General features: G+C 63.6%; 18 protein-coding genes. 13 read left to right on the top strand and 5 right to left on the bottom strand.

Annotated elements, in window-relative coordinates:
- Positions 1-60: 60 nt before the first annotated feature.
- Positions 61-1,515 (bottom strand): AMP nucleosidase, encoded by a 1,455-nt coding sequence (locus WA070_RS12850; RefSeq protein WP_422634321.1) that lies wholly within the window; start codon positions 1,513-1,515, stop codon positions 61-63.
- Positions 1,516-1,618: 103 nt separating this feature from the next.
- Positions 1,619-2,101, bottom strand: a complete 483-nt coding sequence (locus WA070_RS12845) for a peroxiredoxin (protein ID WP_422634320.1) — start codon at positions 2,099-2,101, stop codon at positions 1,619-1,621.
- Positions 2,102-2,226: 125 nt separating this feature from the next.
- Between WA070_RS12845 and WA070_RS12840 the strand changes: the two genes are divergently transcribed.
- The 9 genes from WA070_RS12840 to trxA all read left to right on the top strand — a co-directional run bounded on the left by WA070_RS12840 (position 2,227) and on the right by trxA (position 15,739).
- The gene (locus tag WA070_RS12840; protein WP_422634319.1) at positions 2,227-2,787 is read left to right on the top strand and encodes a YqgE/AlgH family protein; all 561 of its coding nucleotides are present in this window, start codon (positions 2,227-2,229) and stop codon (positions 2,785-2,787) included.
- Positions 2,788-2,926: 139 nt separating this feature from the next.
- Positions 2,927-4,345, top strand: a complete 1,419-nt coding sequence (ahcY, locus tag WA070_RS12835; RefSeq protein WP_422634318.1) for an adenosylhomocysteinase — start codon at positions 2,927-2,929, stop codon at positions 4,343-4,345.
- Between the two features lie 203 nt (positions 4,346-4,548).
- Positions 4,549-6,858, top strand: coding sequence for a PAS-domain containing protein (locus WA070_RS12830; RefSeq protein ID WP_422634368.1), 2,310 nt, complete (start codon positions 4,549-4,551; stop codon positions 6,856-6,858).
- 7 nt (positions 6,859-6,865) lie between these two features.
- Positions 6,866-7,309: a tRNA (adenosine(37)-N6)-threonylcarbamoyltransferase complex ATPase subunit type 1 TsaE gene (gene tsaE / locus WA070_RS12825; protein ID WP_422634367.1), complete on the top strand. Its 444-nt coding sequence runs from the start codon at positions 6,866-6,868 to the stop codon at positions 7,307-7,309.
- Positions 7,306-8,292, top strand: a complete 987-nt coding sequence (locus WA070_RS12820; protein ID WP_422634366.1) for an aminoglycoside phosphotransferase family protein — start codon at positions 7,306-7,308, stop codon at positions 8,290-8,292. Before tsaE ends, WA070_RS12820 begins: the two co-directional genes overlap by 4 nt.
- On the top strand, positions 8,289-8,999 hold the full coding sequence (locus WA070_RS12815) for a nucleotidyltransferase family protein (protein ID WP_422634317.1): 711 nt from the start codon (positions 8,289-8,291) through the stop codon (positions 8,997-8,999). Before WA070_RS12820 ends, WA070_RS12815 begins: the two co-directional genes overlap by 4 nt.
- A gap of 5 nt (positions 9,000-9,004) precedes the next feature.
- Entirely contained in the window at positions 9,005-11,974 is a 2,970-nt protein-coding gene (gene addB, locus WA070_RS12810; RefSeq protein WP_422634316.1) for a double-strand break repair protein AddB, read from the top strand.
- On the top strand, positions 11,955-15,392 hold the full coding sequence (addA, locus tag WA070_RS12805; protein WP_422634315.1) for a double-strand break repair helicase AddA: 3,438 nt from the start codon (positions 11,955-11,957) through the stop codon (positions 15,390-15,392). Before addB ends, addA begins: the two co-directional genes overlap by 20 nt.
- A 26-nt stretch (positions 15,393-15,418) precedes the next feature.
- Entirely contained in the window at positions 15,419-15,739 is a 321-nt protein-coding gene (trxA, locus tag WA070_RS12800; RefSeq protein ID WP_422634314.1) for a thioredoxin, read from the top strand.
- 18 nt (positions 15,740-15,757) lie between these two features.
- On the opposite strand, the gene WA070_RS12795 is transcribed toward trxA, so the two are convergent.
- Complete coding sequence (locus WA070_RS12795; protein ID WP_422634313.1) at positions 15,758-16,552, bottom strand: inositol monophosphatase family protein; 795 nt, start codon at positions 16,550-16,552, stop codon at positions 15,758-15,760.
- Positions 16,552-17,790, bottom strand: a complete 1,239-nt coding sequence (gene argJ, locus WA070_RS12790) for a bifunctional glutamate N-acetyltransferase/amino-acid acetyltransferase ArgJ (protein ID WP_422634312.1) — start codon at positions 17,788-17,790, stop codon at positions 16,552-16,554. The genes WA070_RS12795 and argJ overlap by 1 nt, the downstream gene beginning before the upstream one ends.
- Positions 17,791-17,959: 169 nt before the next feature.
- Between argJ and secA the strand changes: the two genes are divergently transcribed.
- Together secA and WA070_RS12780 are read left to right on the top strand one after the other, a co-directional pair.
- Positions 17,960-20,695, top strand: a complete 2,736-nt coding sequence (gene secA / locus WA070_RS12785) for a preprotein translocase subunit SecA (RefSeq protein WP_422634311.1) — start codon at positions 17,960-17,962, stop codon at positions 20,693-20,695.
- Positions 20,696-20,833: 138 nt separating this feature from the next.
- Positions 20,834-21,160: a PilZ domain-containing protein gene (locus tag WA070_RS12780; RefSeq protein ID WP_422634310.1), complete on the top strand. Its 327-nt coding sequence runs from the start codon at positions 20,834-20,836 to the stop codon at positions 21,158-21,160.
- 76 nt (positions 21,161-21,236) lie between these two features.
- Here the strand turns inward: WA070_RS12780 and WA070_RS12775 are convergent, their stop codons facing one another.
- Entirely contained in the window at positions 21,237-21,818 is a 582-nt protein-coding gene (locus WA070_RS12775; protein WP_422634309.1) for a TetR/AcrR family transcriptional regulator, read from the bottom strand.
- Positions 21,819-21,896: 78 nt separating this feature from the next.
- On the opposite strand from WA070_RS12775, the gene WA070_RS12770 reads away from it, so the two are divergent.
- Both WA070_RS12770 and mobC read left to right on the top strand, forming a co-directional pair.
- Positions 21,897-22,838 (top strand): SDR family NAD(P)-dependent oxidoreductase, encoded by a 942-nt coding sequence (locus WA070_RS12770; protein ID WP_422634308.1) that lies wholly within the window; start codon positions 21,897-21,899, stop codon positions 22,836-22,838.
- A gap of 289 nt (positions 22,839-23,127) precedes the next feature.
- The gene (gene mobC / locus WA070_RS12765; protein WP_422634307.1) at positions 23,128-23,562 is read left to right on the top strand and encodes a plasmid mobilization relaxosome protein MobC; all 435 of its coding nucleotides are present in this window, start codon (positions 23,128-23,130) and stop codon (positions 23,560-23,562) included.
- Positions 23,563-23,607: the final 45 nt, after the last annotated feature.

The raw sequence follows: 23,607 nt of genomic DNA, 5'->3' as shown, positions 1-23,607 counted from the left end.
CTATGTGCGCGTTTCCCGACAAGCGCGAAATGAACGGGTGTCGGTGGCCGTTCCCGATCTTTACCGGAACGGCGGCTCGTTGAAGGCCCGCAGCTTGCGACTGTGGAGCTTGGCCCCTTCCTCGCGCAACAATTCGCACGCCATCAACCCGACGCGCAAATGGCTGGCAATCGCTTCCTCATAGAAACGGTTCGCCTGCCCCGGCAGTTTCAGTTCGCCATGGATCGGCTTGTCCGACACGCATAGCAATGTGCCATAGGGAACACGGAACCGATAACCCTGCGCCGCGATCGTGGCGGATTCCATGTCGATACCGACGGCGCGCGACAGGCTGAACCGCAGGGCGGAACTGGAATAGCGCAATTCCCAGTTACGGTCGTCGGTCGTCACGACCGTGCCAGTGCGCAGGCGACGCTTGAAATCCTCCGGGTCGCCGCTGCCCAGCACGGCTTCGGCCGCCTGGGCCAGCGCAACCTGCACTTCGGCGATCGCGGGCACCGGAATTTCGGGCGGCAGCATTTCGTCCAGCACATGGTCGTCGCGCAGATAGGCGTGGGCGAGCACATAGTCGCCGATCCGCTGGCTGGGGCGCAATCCGCCGCAATGGCCAATCATCAGCCAGGCCTCGGGACGCACCACCGCGAGATGATCGCAGATCGTCTTGGCGTTGGACGGACCGACGCCGATATTGACCAGCGTGATGCCGCTACGATCCGGGGCTATCAGGTGATAGGCGGGCATCTGGTGCCGCCGCCATGCGCTGTCGGCGATCATGCGCGCAGGATCGGCGGTTTCGGGCGTTACATAGACGCCACCTGCACCGGACAGGGCAGTGAAGCGGCTGCCCTCCTGCTGCAATTCCTTGCAGGCCCAATCCACGAATTCATCGACATAGCGATGATAATTGGTGAACAATATGTAGCGCTGAACATGCTCGGCCGGGGTTCCGGTATAATGTTTCAGGCGCGCGAGGGAAAAGTCGGTGCGCAGCCCGTCGAACAGCGCCAGCGGACGGTCCCCGGCGGGATCGGGCATGAACAGTCCGTCAGCGATCTCGTCCCCGATCTCCGCCAGTTCGGTCGTGGGGAAATGGCGCGCCAGCTCGGTAGGCGGCGTGCCGTCCAGCGCACTCATGTCCAGGCCATCGAGCACGTAAGGGAAGGGGATTTGCTGGTCGCTCAGCCCCGCTTCGACCAATACGCCATAATCGCGCACCAGCAGGTCGATCTGTTCGGACAGATAATCGGCGAACATGGCGGGCCGTGTAATGGTCGTAACGTAACGGCCCGGTTTGGAAAGGCGCGCAAAGGACCGGCCAGGCGGCGGCATGTCACTGTCGCCATGATAGGTGATGCGCAGTTCGGGGTAGCAGAACAACCGTTCAGCCCGCGAATCAGCCGCCGGGACGCTGCCGTCGCGGGCATAGGCGCGCATGGCTTCGCGCAGATTTTCGATGGACGTCAGATAAAGTTGGTCGAGTTGCGCGACCGTCGCCTTGCCGATGCTTTGTGTCATCGCCCCCTGTTACCGCAGATGGATGACGGAAGGAAGACGGCAGTGAAACAATCGCGCGCCGGGCGTGGGCCGGGCGCGCGATCGTCGAACCTCCGCTATTCAGTCAGAGCTGTTCAAGCAGATAGTCGGCGGACGACACTTTGAAATCGCCGGGCGCTTCGACGTTCAACTGCGTCACCACTCCGTCCTCGACCAGCATCGAAAAGCGCTGGCCCCGCTGGCCCAGCCCAAATTTGCTGCCGTCCATGGTCAGTCCCATCGCCTGCGCAAAATCGCCATTGCCGTCGGCCAGCATCGTGACCTTGCCGTCCGCGCCAGCCGATTTGCCCCATGCGCCCATCACGAACGCATCGTTGACAGCGGTGCAGGCGATTTCGTCCACACCCTTTTCCTTCAGTGCAGCGGCCTTGTCGATGTAGCCGGGCAGGTGCTTGGCCGAACAGGTCGGCGTGAATGCACCGGGTACGGAGAAGATCGCAACCTTGCGACCCGCGAAATATTCGTCCGATGCAACGGCTTCGGGGCCGTTTTCGGTCATTTTGGTGAAGTTGCTGCTGGGAACGCGGTCGCCTGTGGAAATGGTCATGGCTTTTTCTCCTGGCCTCTTAACGGGCGGGAGGTCGGCGTTGGCATCCATCCTGTCAAGGGGCCGGACGACCGCAGGGAGATCATCCGCCTTGGCATCGGCCATCGCCACTCTATATTCGCCGCATGGACCAGCCTCTTTTCTTCGGCGGAAATTTTCTGCTCGCGCTCCCCGGCATGGCGGACACCCGATTCGATCATTCGGTGATCGCCCTGTGCGTTCATGACGCGGACGGCGCGCTGGGCATCGCGGTGGGAGAGGAGATGGAGGATGTCAGTCTGCACGATCTGCTGCAGAGTTTCGATATCGAGGTTGGCGATATCGCCAATGCGCCAGTTTTGCGCGGCGGCCCGGTGGAGCCGCGACGCGGCTTTGTGCTTCATTCGCTCGACTGGGGCGGGCAGGGTATGCTGGATGTAAGCGGGCAATGGGGTCTGTCCGGCTCTCTCGACATATTGAAGGCGATTGCGCGCGGGAACGGACCGAGCCGCTATCTGGTTGCGCTGGGCTATGCCGGTTGGGGCGCGGGGCAGCTGGAGCAGGAAATGGCGGGCGACAGTTGGTTCATGGCCAAGGGGCAGGCGGACTTGTTGTTCGATGTGCCCGCGCGGCGGCGATGGACGGCGGCCTATGCGTCGGTTGGCGTGGATTCCAACCATTTGGTCGGCGGCGCGGGTTCCGCCTGACCCGGCTTTCGAACAGCACATAAAGAATTCTTTATATCGTTATTGCCTTGCGCCACGGCGATTGGTAGAGCGCGTGTCATCGTTGCGGCTCGGCATATGTCGGCCCAGCAACCACATTCTAATGATACGGAGAACGCTCTTGGCCACCACCCCCGCCACTCAGGCGCAGGATTATGTGATCGCCGACATGTCCCTTGCCACCTTTGGTCGCAAGGAAATGGACATCGCCGAAACCGAAATGCCCGGCCTGATGGCCCTGCGCAAGGAATTTGGCGCATCGCAGCCATTGAAGGGCGCGCGCATCACCGGTTCGCTGCACATGACGATCCAGACGGCCGTGCTGATCGAAACGCTGGCCGCGCTGGGCGCACAGGTTCGCTGGGCGACCTGCAACATCTATTCGACGCAGGACCATGCCGCCGCCGCGATCGCCGCCTCGGGCGTGCCGGTCTTCGCGATCAAGGGTGAGACGCTTCAGGAATATTGGGACTATGTCGAGCGTATCTTCGACTGGCACACCGATCCGTCGGGCGTCTGCAACATGATCCTGGACGATGGCGGCGATGCCACGATGTTCGCCCTATGGGGCGCGCGCGTGGAAGCGGGCGAAGAACTGTTCACGCCCGACAATGAGGAAGAGGAAATCTTCTGCGCGGTGCTGAAGCGCGTGCTGGCCGAACGTCCCGGCTTCTTGACCAAGACAGTTGCGAGCATCAAGGGCGTTTCGGAAGAAACCACCACCGGCGTCCACCGCCTGTACGAACTGGCCAAGAAGGGCAAGCTGCCCTTCCCCGCCATCAATGTAAACGACAGCGTCACCAAGTCGAAGTTCGACAACCTGTACGGCTGCAAGGAAAGCCTGGTCGATGCGATCCGTCGCGGCACCGATGTCATGCTGGCTGGCAAGGTCGCCTGCGTCGCGGGCTTCGGCGATGTCGGCAAGGGTTCCGCCGCATCGCTGCGCAATGGCGGCGCGCGCGTCATGGTGACCGAAGTCGATCCGATCTGCGCGCTGCAGGCGGCGATGGAAGGCTATGAGGTCGTGACGATGGAAGAAGCCGCGCCGCGCGCCGACATCTTCGTCACCGCAACCGGCAATGCAGGCGTCCTAACCGTCGATCATATGCGTGCGATGAAGAATATGGCGATCGTCTGCAACATCGGTCATTTCGACAGCGAGATTGAGATTGCAGGCCTCAACAACATGAAATGGACCGAGATCAAGCCGCAGGTCGATGAAGTCGAGTTTGCCGACGGCAAGAAGATCATCGTCCTGTCGAAGGGCCGTCTGGTCAATCTGGGCAACGCCACCGGTCACCCCAGCTTCGTCATGTCGGCCAGCTTCACCAACCAGACGCTGGCGCAGATCGAACTGTGGACCAAGAGTGAGCAGTACGGCAACGACGTCTATGTCCTGCCCAAGCATCTCGATGAAAAGGTCGCCGAACTGCATCTGGAAAAGCTGGGCGTGAAACTCACCAAGCTCAGCCAGAAGCAGGCGGACTATATCGGCGTGCCGGTCGAAGGCCCGTTCAAGCCGGACCATTACCGCTACTGATGACGATCCGGGGGAGGGCGCGCTGTGCCTTCCCCCGATTGCCGATCCGCGCATCACGCGGCACAATTTTATGCAGGCCGCTTTCCGCCGTGGCCGACTTGCGATAGTCGGGTCATGATTATGAACAGGGACAGGCAGGGCAGGCCCATGAGGGATCGGACGTCGTGACGACGCTGACCCCGTTCGCCGCCATCACAGCAGGCATGGTTCTGGCCCTATGGCTAGGTGCAGCCATATGGGCGCTGGCCAGCGGTCGACGCATGCGCCGCGAAGGCACGCAGGCGCAGGGCAAGCTGGACAGGCTGGCCACATTGCTGGCGTCCGCGCCCGCAGCGCCGATCATCATCCATCCCGACGGACGACTGGAAGCTGCCGATCGCCTCGCCAAATGGCTGGGCAAGGCGCGCGTGCCATCCTTCGCATCGGAACTGATATCGGCGGACAGCGGACTGGAACCGGAGGATGCCGCCGCACTCGGCACCCAGATCGCCGCTGCGCAGAAAGCAGGCAAGAGTTTCGCGCTGCCCGTGCGTGGCGTGGGATCGTCCCGCCTGCTGTTGGTACGCGGGGCGCCTGCCGGACCGGCGCTGGCGTCGAGCGGCGGCGTGATCCTGTGGATATTCGACGCGACCGACAGCCAGTCGGAAATACAGGGGCTGAAAGGCCAGGTCGATCAGCTGCGTGATGCGCTGGAGGCACTGGCGGGACTGGTCGAGGCTGCACCTTTCCCGATGTGGCACCGTACCCCCGACCTGCGCCTCAGCCTCGTCAACAGCGCCTATGTCCGCGCTGTCGATGCGCCCAGCGCGCGCGAGGTTATCGAGAGCGGCACCGAACTGGTCGAGCCGGTCAGTGGCCTGACCCCACAAGCCGCCGCAGCCGACGCGATGGCGCAGGATGTCGCAATCGAACGCATGGTCCCCGCCACGATCGATGGCGAACGGCGCACGATGCGGGTGGTCGATGTGCCGTTGGGCGACGCGGGCATCGCTGGCTATGCCGTCGATCAGCATGAACTGGAACAGGCGCGGGTCGAACATCGGCGGCTGGAAGCGGCACAGCGCGATCTGCTCGACCGCCTGTCCGCTGGCGTGGCACGCTTTGGTCCCGACCGCGCCATGCGCTTCTGGAACCAGCCTTTCATCAGCCTGTTCGGATTGCAGCAGGAGCAACTGACCGACGCGCCCCTGTTCGAACGCGTGCTGGACCAGATGCGCGACGCCCGCCGCCTGCCTGAACATCGCGATTTTCCAGCCTGGCGCGCGGAACGGCGCGACTGGTTCCTGTCGCCCGACCCGCGTGAGGAAAACTGGCTGTTGCAGGACGGCACTCATTTGCGGGTCTATGCCCAGCCGTTGCCAGACGGCGGCCTGCTGCTGATCTTCGAGGATCGGACCGAGCAAGTGCAATTGTCCAGCGCGCGCGACACGCTGCTGCGCGTGCGGACGGCCACGTTCGACAATCTGTTCGAATCTATCGGCGTGTTTTCGTCCGACGGGCGGCTTCAGATGTGGAACAGCCGTTTCCGCACCATATGGGGCGCGGCGGAGGATATGCTGGCGACGCATCCGCGCATCGACGACCTGATGCGCGCGGTACAATCCCGGCTCGCCAAACCGCAGCAGGCGACGCTGGTGCGCGAACTGGTGCGGGCTGCGACAGTGGAGCGCAAGCAGCGCGTGGGCCATGTCGGCTTTTCCGACGGGCGGATTTTCGAATTTGCCGCCATCCCGTTGCCCGACGGCAATGCGCTGTTCACCATGCTGGACGTCACCGACAGCCGCAGGGTGGAGCAGGTCTTGCGCGATCGCAACGAATCGCTGGAGCAGGCCGATCAGGTCAAGACCGCCTTCGTCACCAACATGAGCTACGAATTGCGCACGCCGCTGACCACCATCGCCGGCTTCGCGGAAATGATGAGCGCTGGCTATGCCGGCGATATGAGTGACGCGGCGAAGGAATATGTCGATGGCATCCTTCAAAGCACCAGCCGCCTGTCCATGCTGATCGACAATGTGCTGGACCTGACGCAGGGCGAAATGGGGACGCTGCCGATTGATCGCGCGCCGGTCGATTTGCCCGACCTGATCCGTGCGGGCAAGGCGCGGGCGCAGGCCGATGCCATGGCGAAGGGTATCGACCTGGCGCTGACCATCGACCCAGAATTGGGGCAGGTGCAGGGTGATGCACGCCGCATCGGGCAGGCGATCGACCATCTGCTCGAAAACGCCATCCGCTATTGCGGCAAGGGTGCGCGGGTGCTGATCCACGGCGACGGCACGGCCGACAAAGCGCGTATCGTCATATCCGACAATGGTCCCGGTATCGCCCCCGCACAGCAGAACGGTCTGTTCGACGCGGCTGCGCGGGCGACGCAGGCACGGGGCGGCGGAAAGGCGGGCATCGGCTTGCCGCTGGCCAGGCAACTCGCGCAGGCGCATGGTGGCACGCTCCAGCTCGTATCCGAACTTCGGCAGGGGACGATGGTCGTGATTGAATTGCCGCGTGGCTGAAATCACCATGGCTGTGGCCGATGAGGCGGCGATGCTCGACCTGGGCCGCCGGATCGCCGGGCAAGCGCGCATCGGCGACGTCATCGCGCTGGAAGGCGGACTGGGTGCTGGCAAAACCACATTGGCGCGCGGCATATTGGAAGCATTGGGCCTGAAAGGTGAAGCGCCAAGTCCCAGCTTCGCCATCGTCCAACCCTATGACGTGCCTGAAGTCCGGTTGCCCGTCGCTCATGTCGATCTGTATCGGCTCGACATGCCGGAGGAGACGGAGGAACTGGCGCTGGGCGAATATCTGATGGACAGCCTGCTCATCATCGAATGGCCCGACCGACTGGGCGATCGGCTTTGGCCCCATGCGCTGCGGCTGACCATTGCAATGACCGAAGACGGCGCTCGGCGCTTGACAGCGGACCTGCCCGACGCTTGGACGGACCGATGGTTGCAGATATGATTCCGCCCGCCGAAGCGCCCGCTTTCCTTGGCCAAGCCGGTTGGGGCAATGCGGCGATCGTTCCACTGGCAGGCGACGCGTCCTTCCGCCGCTATTTCCGCGTGATCGACGGCGGACGGCGCGCGGTGTTGATGGATGCCCCACCACCGCATGAAGATCCGCGCCCATTCATCAGCATCGCCGAACATTTGATCGCCCATGATTTTGCCGCGCCTCAGATATTGGCGCGCGACCTGGAGCAGGGGCTGGTGTTGATCGAGGATTTCGGCGACCTGCGCGTCAAGGAACATCTGGATGCGCAGCCGGATACTGAACTCGCCGTCTATGCCCGCGCCATCGACCTGCTCGCCGACCTGCATCGCCTGCCTGCCGCCGACGTCCCCGCTTATGACCGCGCGGTCTATCAGCGCGAAGTCGGGCTGCTGAGGGAATGGTATTGCCCGGCGATCGGCCTGGCGGTGGATACGGACGCCTATGTCCGGGCTTGGGACGCCGTGCTGCCCTTCGTGGAACAGTCGGCCAGCCCGATCGTCACGGTGCTACGCGATTATCACGCCGAAAACATCATGCTGATCGACCGCGCGTCGTCCCATGGGCTTGGCCTGCTGGACTTTCAGGACGCGCTCGCCGGACATCCCGCCTATGACTTGGTGTCGTTGTTGCAGGATGCACGCCGCGACGTCCCCCCATCGACAGAGGCGGCAATGCTGGCCCATTATCGCGCCGTCGCCAGCCCACCCGCCGATTTTGAAGCGGCCTATGCCGTGCTGGGCGCACAACGTAACGCCAAGATCATCGGTATCTTCACGCGCCTGTGGAAGCGCGACGACAAGCCGCGCTACCTCAGCTATCTGCCGCGCATGTGGGGATTGCTGGAACGCGATCTTGCCCATCCTGCCCTCGCCCCGGTGGCCGATTGGTTCGCCGCCAACATCCCGGCCGACAAGCGGCACAATGGCCTGGCGGAGTTTGTTCCCGCATGATCGACACGGCGATGCTGATGGCGGCTGGCCTTGGCAAACGGATGCGTCCACTCACCGCCACGCGCCCCAAGCCGTTGGTGAAAGTGGCGGGCAAACCGTTGATGGATCATGCGCTCGACCGGCTGGAGGCTGGCGGCGTCCGCAAGGTCGTGGTCAACGTCCATTATCTCGCTGACACGGTGGAGGCGCATCTGCGTGCGCGCAAATGCGGCCTCGACGTCGTGATCTCCGATGAACGCGCCAAATTGCTGGAAACCGGCGGCGGGCTGATCCACGCAAAGGCGCTGCTGGGTGACAAACCCTTCTTTTGCGCCAACAGCGACAATCTGTGGATCGACGGGCCGCAGGAAACGCTGGGCGTGATGCGGCGATTGTGGGATGCGGAGAAAATGGACGCGCTGCTGCTGCTCGTCCCGCTGGCCCGCGCTACCTGCCATAGCGGGCCGGGCGATTTCCACATGGATGCGACCGGGCGGCTGGCCCGGCGAAAGACCGCCCATGTCGCGCCGTTCGTATTTACCGGCGTCCAGATCCTGTCGCCCAAGCTGCTGGTCGATCCACCCGCCGACATGTTTTCCACCAATGTCTTCTGGAACCGTGCGATCGAAGCGGGACGGCTCTATGGCGTATCGCATCAGGGATTATGGTTCGACGTGGGCACGCCGCAGGCGATCCCCGTCGTCGAACAGATGATCGCTCATGGGTAAGCACCTTGGGCGATAAGGCCCGCCCGGCACTCTACACGATCCCCGCGCATCGCGCCTTCGCCGATGCGCTGGTCGCGGGCGTGCTGGCGCGACATGGTGGCGACCGGATGACGCTGGCGCAGGGCATGATCCTGCTGCCCAGCAATCGCGCGGTGCGCGCCGTGAGCGATGCCTTCGTGCGTGCGTCGGGCGGCGGGCTGCTGCTGCCCCGCCTCGTGGCGATCGGCGACCCCGACCTGGGCGAGCAGGTCGGCGGTGCGCTCGATCCGCTGGGGCAGGAGGACGCGATACCGCCCGCGATCGCCCCTATGCGCCGCCAGATGATCCTGGCCCGCATGGTGCAGGCGGTGAAGGGCGACATTGATGGCGCGCAGGCGCTGCAACTGGGGCAGGCGCTGGGCGCGGTGCTGGACCAGATGCAGGTGGAGCGCGTGCCCGCGTCCGCCTTGCGTGGCCTGACCATGTCGGACGATCTGTCGAAACATTGGCAAACGTCGCTGACGATGTTCGAAATCCTCATCGCCCGCTGGCCCGACGAACTGGCGCGACTGGGCTGCATCGACATGGCGGAGCGGCGCAACCGACTGTTCGATCGGCTGGCGCGCCGCTGGACCGATCATCCGCCCGCCGGGTTCGTCGTCTCGGCGGGCATCTCCACCACGGCGCCCGCCGTCGCCGGATTGCTTCGCCGGATCGCGGAAATGCCCAATGGAATGGTCGTCTTCGCCGCGCTCGATCAGCATATGGATGATGACGCGTGGGATGCGATCGGTCCGTTCGCGCCCGATCCCGTCACCGGCATTGCGCCTGCGGGCCATGAAAGCCATCCCCAATATGCCTTCAAGCGCCTGCTGAACGGCATGAGCGCGACGCGGGACGATGTCGCGCAGTGGCGCTGGGGCAGCGAGCATGATGCGCGCGCCGTGCGGGGCCGCAATATCTCCAACGCGATGCTGCCCCCGCGCCTGACCAGCCGCTGGCGCGACCTCAAGACCGCCGTCCGATCGCTCGCTGGCGTCGAGGCGCTGGAGGTCGCGACGCCGGGCGAGGAAGCACAGGCCATCGCCATCGCCCTGCGCGAGGCGCTGGAGACGCCGGAGCGCACCGCCGCTCTTGTCACGCCGGACCGGCAACTTGCCACCCGCGTTTCGGCGCACCTCAAACGCTGGGGCATAGAGGCTGACGATTCGGCGGGCCTGCCCCTGTCGCGCCTGCTGCCCGGCACGCTGCTGATCGCCATGGCCGAAGCGGTGGCGGAACGCTTCGCGCCGGTTCCGTTGCTGACTTTACTCAAACATCCGCTGGTGATGCGGGGTGAGGGGCGTCTGTCCTGGCTGGATGGCGTGCGCGCGCTCGACCTGCTGCTGCGCGGCCCCCGTCCTCAAGCAGGGCTGGAGGGGATCGACCTGCTGCTGCACCCGCGCGCCGACGATCGCCAGCGCATAGTGCGCGAACAGGTGCGCGACTGGTGGCCCGCTGCCCGCGCATTGCTCGCCCCGCTGGAGGATGCCTTTCGCACGGCGACCGGCCTGTCTGACCAGCTCGCCGCACTGCGAGCGCAGGCCAGTGCGCTGACCGCCGACGCCATATGGGCGGGGCATCAGGGGCATGCCGCCGCCGATCTGTTCACGGAAATGGAAGCCGCCGCCGACGAAGGCCCGCGTCAGGCCGACATGCGCGGACTCTCCGCATTGCTCGACATTATGCTGGGCGGCACATCGGTGCGCCCACCGCAGGGCGGCCACCCACGTATATCCATCCTCGGCCTGATCGAGGCGCGCCTGATGCAGGCGGACCTCATGATATTGGGCGGCCTCAACGAAGGCACATGGCCGGGCCTGCCTTCGCCAGACCCATGGCTTGCGCCGCGCATCCGTCGCGAGCTGGGGCTGCCGGGGCAGGAAACGCGCATCGGCCTTTCCGCCCATGATTTCGCCAGCGCATTGGGCGCACCCCACGCCCTCATCACCCGCGCGCGTCGCGGCAGCGGCGGTCCGGCTGTCGCATCGCGCCTGTGGCTACGGTTAAAGGCTATGGCTGGGCCGCAATGGAAGACGGCGGATCGCTATGCTGCGCTCGGGCGTGGTATCGACACCCCCGCCACGCACAGCCCCGCCCTGCGTCCCGCGCCCGTGCCGCCGCTGGCGCTGCGCCCGACGGTCATTCCGGTGACCGATGTGGATCGGCTGAAGGCCGACCCCTATGCCTTCTACGCCCGCCGCGTCTTGCGCCTTGCGCGGTTGGACCCGGTAGATGCCGACGCCGGTCCTGCCTGGCGCGGCACGGCCGTCCACGACATCTTGCAGCAATGGGCAGAGGCCGGGCCGCTGGACCCGGCCGATCTGGAACGCCGCGCCCGTGCCATGTTCGACCAGCCGCAAGTGCATCCGCTGCTCAAGGCGCTGTGGCAACCGCGCCTGATCGAAGCGATCCGCTGGATCGCCGCGCAGGTCGTGCAGGATAAGGCGGAAGGCCGCACCATCCTGGCTGTCGAGCGGGAAGGGCGGGCGGACATCGCCGACGTCACGCTGATGGGGAAGGCCGACCGGATCGACCGGCTGCCTGACGGCACACTGGGCATCATCGATTACAAGACCGGCAAGCCACCCAGCGCACGGCAGGTCCGGGCCGGCTTCGCGCTCCAACTCGGCCTGTTGGGCGTCATCGCCGAACATGGCGGGTTCGACGGGATAGAGGGCAAGCGGCTGGCAGGCGGGTTTGAATATTGGTCGCTGGCCAAGAAAGGCGACCAGTTCGGCTATCGCGAAAGCCCCGTCGACCCACTGGGCAAGCGCGACAAGATCGTCACCGCCGATTTCACCATGGACGTCTATGCCAAGTTTGAACAACTGGCGCAGGATTTCCTGCGCGGCACCGCCCCGTTCCGCGCCGAAATCAATCCCGAAGTCGCCAATTACGGCGATTATGACCAGCTGATGCGGCTGGAGGAATGGTATGGCCGCGACGATGGCTAAGGTCGCCTCACCCCTGCAACGGCTGCTGGGCGATCAGGCGCTGGCCGCCGCGCCCGACGCGCATGTCTGGCTGTCTGCTTCGGCGGGAACGGGCAAAACGCATGTGCTGACCGCGCGCGTGTTCCGCCTGCTGTTGCAAGGTGTACGACCGGAAAATATCCTGTGCCTGACCTTTACGAAGGCGGGGGCGGCGGAAATGGCCGATCGCATCCACGACCGGCTCGCCGCATGGGTGCAGATGGACGACAAGGGGCTGTTCGCGGATCTGGAGGCGCTGGGTGAGGAGTCAGGCCCCGACGCCCGCGACTTTGCTCGCCGCCTGTTCGCCGAAGTGCTGGAATCCACCGGCGGCGGCCTGCGTATTCAGACGATCCACGGATTTTGCCAGCAACTCCTCACCGCCTTCCCGCTGGAGGCTGATTTAACGCCCGGCTTCCGCCCGCTCGACCAGCGCGAACAGGGCAATCTGGCGCGCCAGACGCTTGCTGATCTGGTCGTCACTGCGCAAGAACAGGGTGACAACGCCCTGATGGCGGCGTTGCAGGCGCTCAGCCTGCGCATGGGGGAAGGGGGCGCGGAGCAATATCTGATGCGCTGCGCCGCTCGGCTCGAACCGCTTGATGCACTGCCTCAGGATATTGCGCCGTGGCTCATGACCGAACTGGGCCTGCCTGAAGGCGACATCGACCAATGGCTGGCCGACCAGTGCGAAGACACAGCGTTCGACATGCGCACGCTCGACTGGATCGTGCAGGCCAATGTGCAGTGGGGGACGGGCCGCGCACTCGAACGCTGCGACCGGATCGCCCTGTGGCGCGCGCTCGATCCGGCCAGACGGGCGGCGGGCCTGACCGATCTGCACAAGGCATGGGCTAAGGCCGATGGCGACATCGTCAGCGCCAAAGGCTGGGTGCCGCCCGTCGATGGCTATATCGAGGCGGCGGCACGGCTGCACGAACGCTGTGGCGCGATGATCGCGATGAAGCTGCGCGCCGACTATGCCGCGTTGCTGGCGCAAGCGTTGGCCGCCGGACGCGCCTACGCCCGCGCCTATGCGCAGGCCAAGCGGCTGGCAGGGGCGGTCGATTTCGACGACCTGATCGCCCGCACTGCCGCGCTACTGGAACAGGACGGCATCGCCCAATGGATTCGCTATAAGCTGGACCAGCGCATCGACCATATATTGGTGGATGAAGCGCAGGACACCAACGCCGCCCAATGGCGCATCGTCCGTACGCTGGCAGAGGAATTTTTCGCTGGCGACGGGGCGAAGGGGGACAGGGTCCGCACCATCTTCACCGTGGGCGATTTCAAGCAGGCGATCTTCGGCTTCCAGGGCACGAGTCCCCAGAATTTCGCCGCCGCACAAATCCTGTTCCAGCGGGATGCGGGCGACGCGGGCCATGAATTTCATGACCTGTCACTCGATCGCAGCTTCCGCTCTACCCCCGCCGTGCTGGATGTGGTGGATCGCACCATATCCACCCTGCGCGCCGAACGGATGGGGCTGGACACAGGCGACGTGCGCCACATCAGCGCCAATCGCCATCCCGGCGAAGTGCTGCTGTGGAAGCCAATCGTCGCTGGCCTGTCCGACGAAGCGGAGGGCGAAGAAGATTGGGCCGCCGATCAGGAACGCGTTCTGGCGCAGAAGATCGCCCAGCAGATCAAGCAATGGATCGATGACGGCCTGATCCTCGAAAGCCGGGGACGTCCCGTGCGTGCGGGCGACATCATGATATTGGTCCGCCGCCGCAGCGAACTCGCCCGCCTGATCGTCGCGCGCCTCTATGAAGAAAAAGTCGCGGTCGCCGGCATCGACCGCCTCCGCCTCAACGCACCGCTGGCGGTGCGCGATCTGCTCGCCGCGCTGCGCTTCGCCGTCCAGCCGGAGGATGAACTCAACCTCGCCTCGCTGCTGGTGTCGCCACTCATCGGGTGGAGCCAGGACGACCTCATGCACCGGGCGGGTGGTCGCAGGGTCGGTTTGTGGCGTCATCTTAATCACACGCTCGACGCGCCAGTGCTCCAGCCATTGCGCGATCTGCTGGCGGTGGCGGATTTTACGACGCCCTATCGCTATCTCGAATCTATCCTATCCGGGCCGATGGATGGGCGCCGCCGTCTGGTCGAGCGGCTGGGGACAGAAGCACTCGATCCGATCGAAGAATTGCTGAACGCCGCGCTCGCCTTTGAAAGCGACGATCATCCTTCGCTCCAGCGGTTTATCGACTGGTTTGACCGGGGTGAAGTCGACATCGTGCGCGATGCGGCGGCGCAGGGCGACATGCTGCGCCTGCTGACCGTGCATGGCGCCAAAGGCTTGCAGGCGCCGATCGTCATATTGGCCGACGCCTGCCTGGACCCCGACGCAGGCAATCGCGCCGATTCGCTGCTGTGGAACGGCCTGCCTATCCTGCCCCCGCGCAAGGCGGAAAAGCAGGGACCGATCGGCGACGTCGCGCAAGCCGCCGCCGCCGTCGAGCGTGAGGAGCATTGGCGCTTGCTTTACGTCGCGCTGACGCGGGCTGAGGAACGGCTGGTCGTCGCCGGATCTCTGGGATCACGCGCGCGCGGCGAGGTGAAGCCGGAAAGCTGGTTCGCGGCGGTCGAAACCGCGATGATCTCGCTGGGCGCGGAGTGGGAGGCCGATCCCATCTGGGGCGCAACCCGCCGCTGGCACGGCACCGAAACGCTGGTGGGGCGTCAGGCGGAGCCGGAAACGACCATGGCGCAGGACAAGCCGACCACGCCGGACTGGCTGCGTCGCGCCACCCCCGCCGAGGCTCGTCCGCCGCGCCCGCTCGCGCCGTCCGCTCAAGTCGAGGATGACGTCCCCTATCCGCCACCCGGCCCGGCGATGCGCGCCGCCGCCGAACGGGGACGCTGGCTCCACGCGCTGTTCGAGCGCCTGCCCGATGTAGCGCCCGACCGCCGCCGCGATGCCGCCGACCGCTGGCTGGTCCAGCAGGGCGCTGACGATGCGACACGCGAAGATGTGATCGCACAGGCGCTGCGCGTGATCGAAGCCCCCGACTTCGCCGCTCTGTTCGGCCCCGACGCTCTGGCCGAAGCCCCCATCGCGGCTGTGGTGGGGGAGGCGGTGATCGCTGGCACGGTCGATCGCCTTTGCGTGGGGCAGGACCGCATCCAGTTGGTCGATTTCAAGACCGGGCGGGTCGCGCCCTTGACCGCGCAGGACGTGCCGATCGCCCATGTCCGGCAAATGGCCGCCTATGCCGCTGCCCTCGCCGTAATCTTCCCTGATCGCCCGATAGAGGCGGGCCTGCTCTATACCAGCGCGCCGCGCCTCATCATCCTGCCGCCTGCATTGCTGGCACCGCACAAGCCGGGCTATGTCCCCGCGCAGGAGAATTTGCCGCTTCTGGCCGTTGAGCCGGATGCCTACCCATCCTAGATAGTCTGCAACAAGGAGATTAGACCATGGCCACCAAGGCAGTTACCGACCAGAGCTTCAAGGCAGACGTCATCGATTCCACCGTTCCCGTATTGGTCGATTTCTGGGCCGAATGGTGCGGCCCGTGCAAGATGATCGGCCCGGCGCTGGAAGAAATTTCCGAAGAACTGGGTGACAAGGTGACGATCGCCAAGATCAACATCGACGAAAATCCCGACGCGCCCGGCCAATATGGCGTGCGCGGCATCCCCACGATGATCCTGTTCAAGAACGGCGAAGTGTCCGCGACCAAGGTCGGCGCTGCGCCCAAGAGCGCGCTCAAGGGCTGGATCGAAAGCGTCCTCTGACGTTCGCTGGGCGGCGGGTCAGCTAAACAGCTTGTCCGCCGCCAAGTCCCACAGCCTTGGCGACGATGCGCCCAGCAATCCGCGCTGCGTATCGCCCACGATATAGGGCGACCCGTCAAGCCTCTGGCAACGCCCGCCCGCCTCGTTCAGGAACAGCGTCCCCGCGGCATGATCCCAGGGCAGTGTCCGCGCAAACACCGATATGTCATTCTGCCCCAGTACCAGCCGGGGATATTGCTCTGCGGCGCAACGCGGTATGTCCACCAACGTAAATTGCCCGTCAGACCGGCGCACAATGTCCGCTCGCTCGTCCGGCGTCATTAAATAGACGGACAGCGCCGCAATCGGCAGGACGCCGCCGCTTTCTCGCGCCTGCACCCGTTCCCCGTCAATCCAACTGCCCCCGCCCAGCATCGCATGGCACAACCGCCCGGTCAGCGGGTCGAGTATCCACCCGGCCAGCGTCACGCCGCCATCGACCAGAGCGACCATGATCCCGAAGGGTGGCTTGCCCGCCGCGAAATTGCCGGTGCCGTCGATCGGGTCGATGATCCAGTTCAGCCCGTCCCCCGCCCGGTCCAATATCGCCGGGTCAGCGGCGCAGGCTTCCTCACCGATGATCGCCGCTTCGGGCAGGATCGCCGCCAGCCCTTCGGCCAGCCGGATCTCGCTTTCCTTGTCGGCGATGGTGACGAAATCGTCGGCGGCCTTTTCATTGATCTCGTCGTACGCCAGATTCTGGTAGCGCGGCATCACGATGTCGCGCGCCACATCGCGCATCAACGACACGACCGGATCGTGCAGGTCCAGCATCAGCTGCGATAATCCGCATTGATCGAAATATAGCCATGCGTCAGGTCGCAGGTCCACACCGTTGCGCGTCCCCCGTCGCCATCCTCCGCCAGCCCCAGATCAACGCCGATCACGATTTCCTGACCTTTCAGATGCGCGGCAACGGGCGCTTCGTCATAACCCTCGACCGCCAGCCCGCCGCTCGCCACCTGCGTCGTGCCGAAGCGGATGGACAGGCGATCGCGGTCGGCGGGTTCTCCTGCCTTGCCGACCGCCATGACGACCCGCCCCCAATTGGCGTCCTCACCGGCGATGGCCGTTTTCACGAGCGGCGAGTTGGCTATCGACAGGGCGATGCGATGCGCGCTTTCATCGCTTTCCGCGCCCTCGACCGTGATCTCGATGAACTTGCTCGCGCCTTCGCCATCTCGCACCACCAGATGCGCCAGTTGGCGGCACAGGTCATGGAGCGCCGCATGAAACGCATCCGCACCCCCATCGTCCATCGACGTCAACGGTGCATTGCCCGCCTTACCCGTAGCAAAGGCCAGCACCGTGTCGCTGGTCGACGTATCGCTATCGACCGTGATGCAGGAAAAGGTCCGCTTATTGGCGGCAGACAGCATCGCCTGCAGCAGCGCAGGCTCAATCGCCGCATCGGTAAAGATATAGCCCAGCATCGTCGCCATGTCCGGCGCGATCATGCCCGACCCCTTGATGATGCCGACCAGATCGACGCGCGTATCGCCGATCATCGCCGACACATGCGCGCCCTTGGGATAGGTATCCGTCGTGCCGATGGTGTTGGCCGCATCCTCCCACCCGCATGGCGCGGCGGCAAAGGCCGCTTCCAGCCCCGCCTCCGCCTTGTCGATCGGCAAGGGCACACCGATGACGCCAGTGGACGACACCAGCACATCGGACGGCAGGCAGGACAGGTGATTGGCAACCTTCGCCGCAATTGCCTCCACTGCTGCACGCCCCCGATTGCCGGTAAAGGCGTTGGCGTTGCCCGCATTGACCACAACGGCGCGCGCCGATCCCAGCGGTATGGCGTCCCGGCACCATTCGACTTCGGGCGAAGGGCATTTGCTCTGCGTCGTGACACCCGCCACGACGGTCCCCGCATCCAATTCGGCATAAGTCAGGTCATGCCGCTCCCAAGCCTTATACCCCGCGCGCGCAACGCGCAGGGTCACACCTGCGATGGCAGGCAGGGCAGGAAAGGCAGCGGGGGCGAGGGGGGAGCGATCGGTCATCCCTGCGAAATGGTGCAAAGGAGGTGATCCGTCAATGCAGATGGCATGCCATGGCGCCGTAACCATCCGCGCGTCGATTGACTAAAGGGCGAGCGCTCCCTAAATCGCCGCGCATGTCTGCGTGTGGTCCCTGTTTGGGCCGCGCCTCCCCATGGTGTCAGGAAATTGCATGTTCGGCGCACTCGCCAAGTCCATCTTCGGATCGTCCAATGACCGTTACGTCAAGTCGCTGGACAAGCTGGTCGACCGGATCGCTTCGTTCGAACCCGCGATGCAGGCGCTCAGCGACGAGGATCTGGCCGGGCAGACGGCGAAATTCCGCGAACGGCTGACGGCGGGCGAGACACTGGACGACCTGCTGCCCGAGGCCTTCGCCACCGTGCGCGAAGCGGGCGTGCGCGTATTGGGCATGCGGCATTTCGATGTGCAGATGGTCGGCGGCATCGTCCTGCATCGCGGCGAAATCGCCGAAATGCGCACGGGTGAGGGCAAGACTCTGGTCGCGACGCTCGCCACCTATCTCAACGCGCTGGAGGGGAAGGGCGTTCACGTCGTCACCGTCAACGACTATCTGGCCAGCCGCGATTGCGAATGGATGGGACAGGTCTACCGCTTCCTGGGCCTGACCACCGGCGTCATCGTCCCCAATATCAGCGAGGATCAGCGGCGCGACGCCTATGCCGCCGACATTACCTACGCGACGAACAACGAACTCGGCTTCGACTATCTGCGCGATAATATGAAATATGACCGCGCGTCGATGGTCCAGCGTCCCTTCAACTATGCCATCGTCGATGAAGTCGATTCGATCCTGATCGACGAAGCGCGCACTCCGCTCATCATTTCCGGCCCGACCGACGACAAATCCGAACTCTATGTTTCGGTCGATGCGATCGTGAAGCAGATCACCGAAAATGATTATGAGAAGGACGAGAAGCAGCGCACTGTCACCCTGACCGAAGACGGCACGGAACGGATCGAGCGCCTGCTGGAGGATGCGGGCCTGTTGCAGGGCACCAACCTCTACGATTTCGAAAATACGCAGGTCGTCCACCATGTGAATCAGGCGCTGCGCGCGGTCGTGATGTTCCGCCGCGACATTGATTATATCGTGAAAGACGGCAAGGTCGTCATCATCGACGAATTTACCGGTCGCATGATGGACGGACGCCGCTGGTCGGACGGCCTGCATCAGGCAGTGGAGGCCAAGGAAGGCGTCCAGATCGAGCCGGAAAACCAGACGCTCGCATCCGTCACGTTCCAGAATTATTTCCGCATGTATCCCAAGATTTCGGGCATGACCGGCACCGCTTCGACCGAAGCGACCGAGTTCTACGAAATCTACAAAATGAACGTCGTCACCATCCCCACCAACAAGCCGGTGCAGCGGGTGGACGAGCAGGACAGCTTCTACAAGAATATCGAGGACAAGTTTCGCGGCATCGCCAGGACGATCAAGGAACATGCGGAAAAGGGCCAGCCCGTTCTGGTCGGCACCGTGTCGATCGAAAAATCCGAAATGCTGTCCAATTTCCTCAACGAAGAAGGCGTGCCGCACGCGGTCCTCAACGCCCGTTTCCACGAACGCGAAGCGCATATCGTCGCGCAGGCAGGCCGCAAGGGCGTAGTGACGATCGCCACCAACATGGCCGGTCGCGGCACCGACATTCAGCTGGGCGGCAATCTGGAACTCCGCGCTGAAGACGAACTGCGCGACCTGCCGGAAGGCCCGGAGCGTGACGCCGCGATGGAGCGGATCAAAGCGGAAATCGCCGCCGAAAAGGCCGAAGTGCTGGCCGCTGGTGGTCTGTTCGTCCTCGCCACCGAACGGCATGAAAGCCGCCGCATCGACAACCAGTTGCGCGGTCGTTCGGGGCGTCAGGGCGATCCGGGCCTGTCACGCTTCTATCTCAGCCTCGACGATGACCTGATGCGCATCTTTGGCCCGGACACGATGTTCGCCAAGATGATCCGCTCCAATCTGGAAGATGGCGAGGCACTGCCCCCGTCCAAATGGCTGAGCAAGGCGATCGAGACCGCGCAGAAAAAGGTCGAGGCGCGCAACTACGACATCCGCAAGCAGGTCGTCGAATATGATGACGTGATGAACGATCAGCGCAAGGTCATCTATGAACAGCGCGCCGACATCATGGATGCCGACACGGTCGATGACGTGGTGGTCGATATGCGCCACGAAACCGTCAATGACATTGTCGGCGGCTCCTGCCCCCCCAGCACCTATCCCGAACAGTGGGACATCGCCAAGCTCAAGCAGCGCACCGCCGATATTCTTGGGCTGGAGCCGGACTTTGACGCTTGGCTGACCGAAGATGCCGTCGATCCTGAACTGATCGAGCAGCGCCTCGTTGCCATGGCCGACGAAGCTGTCGCCGAAAAGACGGGTGAAATCGATGCGAGCGACTGGCACATGATAGAAAAGTCGATCCTGCTGCAAAGCCTCGATCATCACTGGAAAGAGCATCTTTCCACGCTCGATGCGCTGCGTCAGGTCGTTCACCTGCGCGCCTATGCGCAAAAGACACCGATCAACGAATATAAGCAGGAAGCCTTTGCCCTGTTCGAGCGGATGCTGGAAAATATCCGCGAGGATGTGACCGGGTCGATCGCCCGCGTGCAGTTCTCCATGGATCAGGCACCCTTGCCCGAATTCGACCTGCCCGTTCTACCCGACTTCATCACCACCCATATCGACCCCTTTTCAGGCGAAGATAACAGTGCGGACATTGATGCGGGCAGCTTCGGCGGCATCACCACCACCATTCCGCGCGCACCGATCGTCGCACCGCAGGATGGCGAATTTTCCAATCTCGACATCAGCCGCAATGCGCTCTGCCCCTGCGGTTCCGGCGAGAAGTACAAGCATTGCCACGGCGCGCTGGCCTGATCGATCATGGGAAGGGGGGGGCAGACGGTAGTGATGACGGTCTGTCCCTCACCGGCGATTAACCGCATCATTTAGCCGTTCGGCAACATCTTCGCTGCACACTCACTGTGATCCTGGGGGGCTACCAGGAGAGCGGCCATGAACAGCGCCCATTTCCGTTCCGACGTAGAACAGCGCCGCGAACCTCGCTTCGTCGCAAACGCCCGCGCGACCATCATCTGGGACGGCGTCAGCGAACAGGTGATGATTCGCAATATCTCCGTCTATGGCGCTTTGATCGAGGGTTTGTACCTGCCGCCGATCGGTGCCCGCCTGACGCTGATCGCCGATCATCTCGAAGTGACGGCGACTACGATCTGGCACGATGAGGACCGCTGCGGCCTGCTGCTTGCCCACGCTGTCGATCCGCTGGCGGTGATAGATGAACCCACGGTGCGCACGATCGAGCCGTCGCCTATCCGCTGACGACAAAGTCGAAAGCCTTTTCATTTCTGGCGGGCCGCGCCCGACGATGATGAGCATTATAACGCTCGCCCAGGAATTATGCGGCTTGGGTTTGCATGCCGAGGATGAGCGCATCGAAGGCGTAGTCATCAATTTCGGATGGTTTCTTGCCGCCTAGCACGTCGGCCTGTCTCAGCGACCAGATTCCGTGAAGCAGACCCCAAAGGGTAACGGCTGCTGCCGGTGCATCGTCTGCGCCGGTCAATGGCTCGATGATCGAGACGACCTTTGGCCATAATAACTCATGATATCGCGGATGGGGCAGCGTTGAAGCCACCGCGCGTTTGGCGCTCAGAAAGGTCCGGTAAAGTATCGGATTGGACTCGGCAAAATGGGAATAGATCCTCAGCAGCTTGCGCACGCGGGCCTCGCTGTCCGCGTCGCCTGGCAGTTCGGCCATGCCCTTTTCGATCGCAAGATAAAGCCGTTGCGCGACGGCATCGGCTGCCGCCGCGATCAGCACATCGCGACTGCTGAAATATCGATAGAGGGCGTTGGCCGTCACTCCGACCTCGTTGCCCAGGCGTCGCAAGGTCAGTGCGTCTTCCCCCTCGCGCTCAAGCAACGCAAGGGCTGCATTCATGATGGCTTGGGAATCGATCTTACTGGGATAGGCCATGATTGCCAACGTACATCTTGACCGGCAGAATGCAAAGATATACGGTGTATATCTTGTCAGCTCATGCAGAGGTACTTCATGTCCCCCACCCATTCGATCATCATCACCGGCGGCAACGCCGGCCTCGGATTCGAGACCGCCAAAGCCATCGCGGGCGACAAGACCGCGATGGTCGTGATCGCCTCCCGCAACCCGCAATTTGGACAGGAGGCGGTTGACCGGTTGAAAGCGCTCGGGGGTCACGCCGCATTTCTGCCGCTCGATCTCGCAAGTCAGGAATCGATCCGCAATTTTGCCAGGATCTGGCGCAATGCTGGCTTCCCGCCACTCAAGGGCCTCATCTGTAACGCGGGAATGCAAAATGTCGCAGCGCCAACCAAATCCGCAGAAGGCTACGAGATGACTTTCGCAGTCAATCATCTTGGGCACTACCTGCTGATACGTCTTTTGCTCGACGACATGGAGCAGGACGGCCGGATCACCTTCATTTCAAGCGGTACGCATGATCCCAAGGAACGGACCGGGATGCCCGCGCCTGTCTACGAGAGCGCGGAAACGGCCGCGCATGATTTTGAGGGGTCCAGAAATGCGGGCTTGCGGCGATATACGACCTCCAAGCTCTGCAACATCTATTGCACCTATGAGCTATCGCGCCGACTCTCTGCGTCAGGCGATCTTCGCCAGTCCTCGATCAAGGTCAACGCCATCGACCCCGGCCTGATGCCCGCCACGGGACTCGCCCGGTCCTGGCCTGCACCACTCCGATGGGTTTCGCGCAACGTGCTGCCATTGCTGCGACTGGTGAACAACAATGTTCATCGGCCTGAAACTTCGGCCAGGCGGGTGGCTGCGATCACGATCGGACAGGATGCCGCTCCGGGCGGACGCTATTTCTCGAACGGCAAGGCAGCTCGTTCGTCTGACGTCTCCTATGATGAGAGCAAGGCCTGTGAACTTTGGGTCGCTAGCGCAAAAATGACCGGTTTGCCTGTCGAAATGGTCGAGCGGACTCAATCTTAGCCGTCGCGACCTTGGGCACTAGCCACGCGAGTGAAGAGTTAAATGGGCGGCCATCGGCGGCAAGTCGTCGTTCTTCAAGCTAGCCAATGTGAGCAAGGTGGCGGACCTGCTGGGAGCAGGTTCGAACCATCTTACCGAAATCTTGAAGGAATGGAATGACGTACTTCGTCATTCCAGCCTCGGTCGCGGACTGGCCCAAAACACCAATGAACGGAAGGATGGAAGCGCCCCGTGCGATAGCCGTCCGGCTGTCGGGCGGAGGCGCAAGATTGCATAAGAGGGGAGCCGGATGGGAATTCGTCCGCCCCCGTTTTCGCTCAGGCTCACCTTTGAGCAACGCGCCCAATTGGAGCAGGAGGCGGGCGATATGTCGCTCGGCGGCTATATCCAGTCCCGTCTTTTCGATTCCGGCAATCCGGCCCCGCGTCGGCGCGGAAAGAATCCGGTCAAGGATCATAAGGCTCTGGCCCAAGCCCTCGGGCTGCTGGGGCAATCGCGGATTTCTTCAAATCTGAATCAGCTCGCCCGTTCGGCGAACACGGGCAGTTTGCCCGTCACGCCGGAAACGGAAGCCGCATTGCTGGAAGCCGTGGCGGAGATTCACGAAATCCGCCGCTTGTTGATCGAAGCCCTGAACCTTGGGGCTGTCAATCGGCGTGCAAACGGGACCCCTTATCGGCGCGCAAAAGGGACCCCCTGTCAGGATGGCGGAGCGTTGATGTGACGGGCTTCCTTGCGCTGCGCGCGGCGTAGGGAGGGCGTAGCCCGA

It is taken from the genome of Sphingobium sp. (assembly GCF_049304695.1).
Classification (GTDB): Bacteria; Pseudomonadota; Alphaproteobacteria; order Sphingomonadales; family Sphingomonadaceae; genus Sphingobium.
The sequence above is the reverse complement of the archived record's forward strand: the minus strand, read 5'-3'. Positions and strand labels throughout refer to the sequence as shown.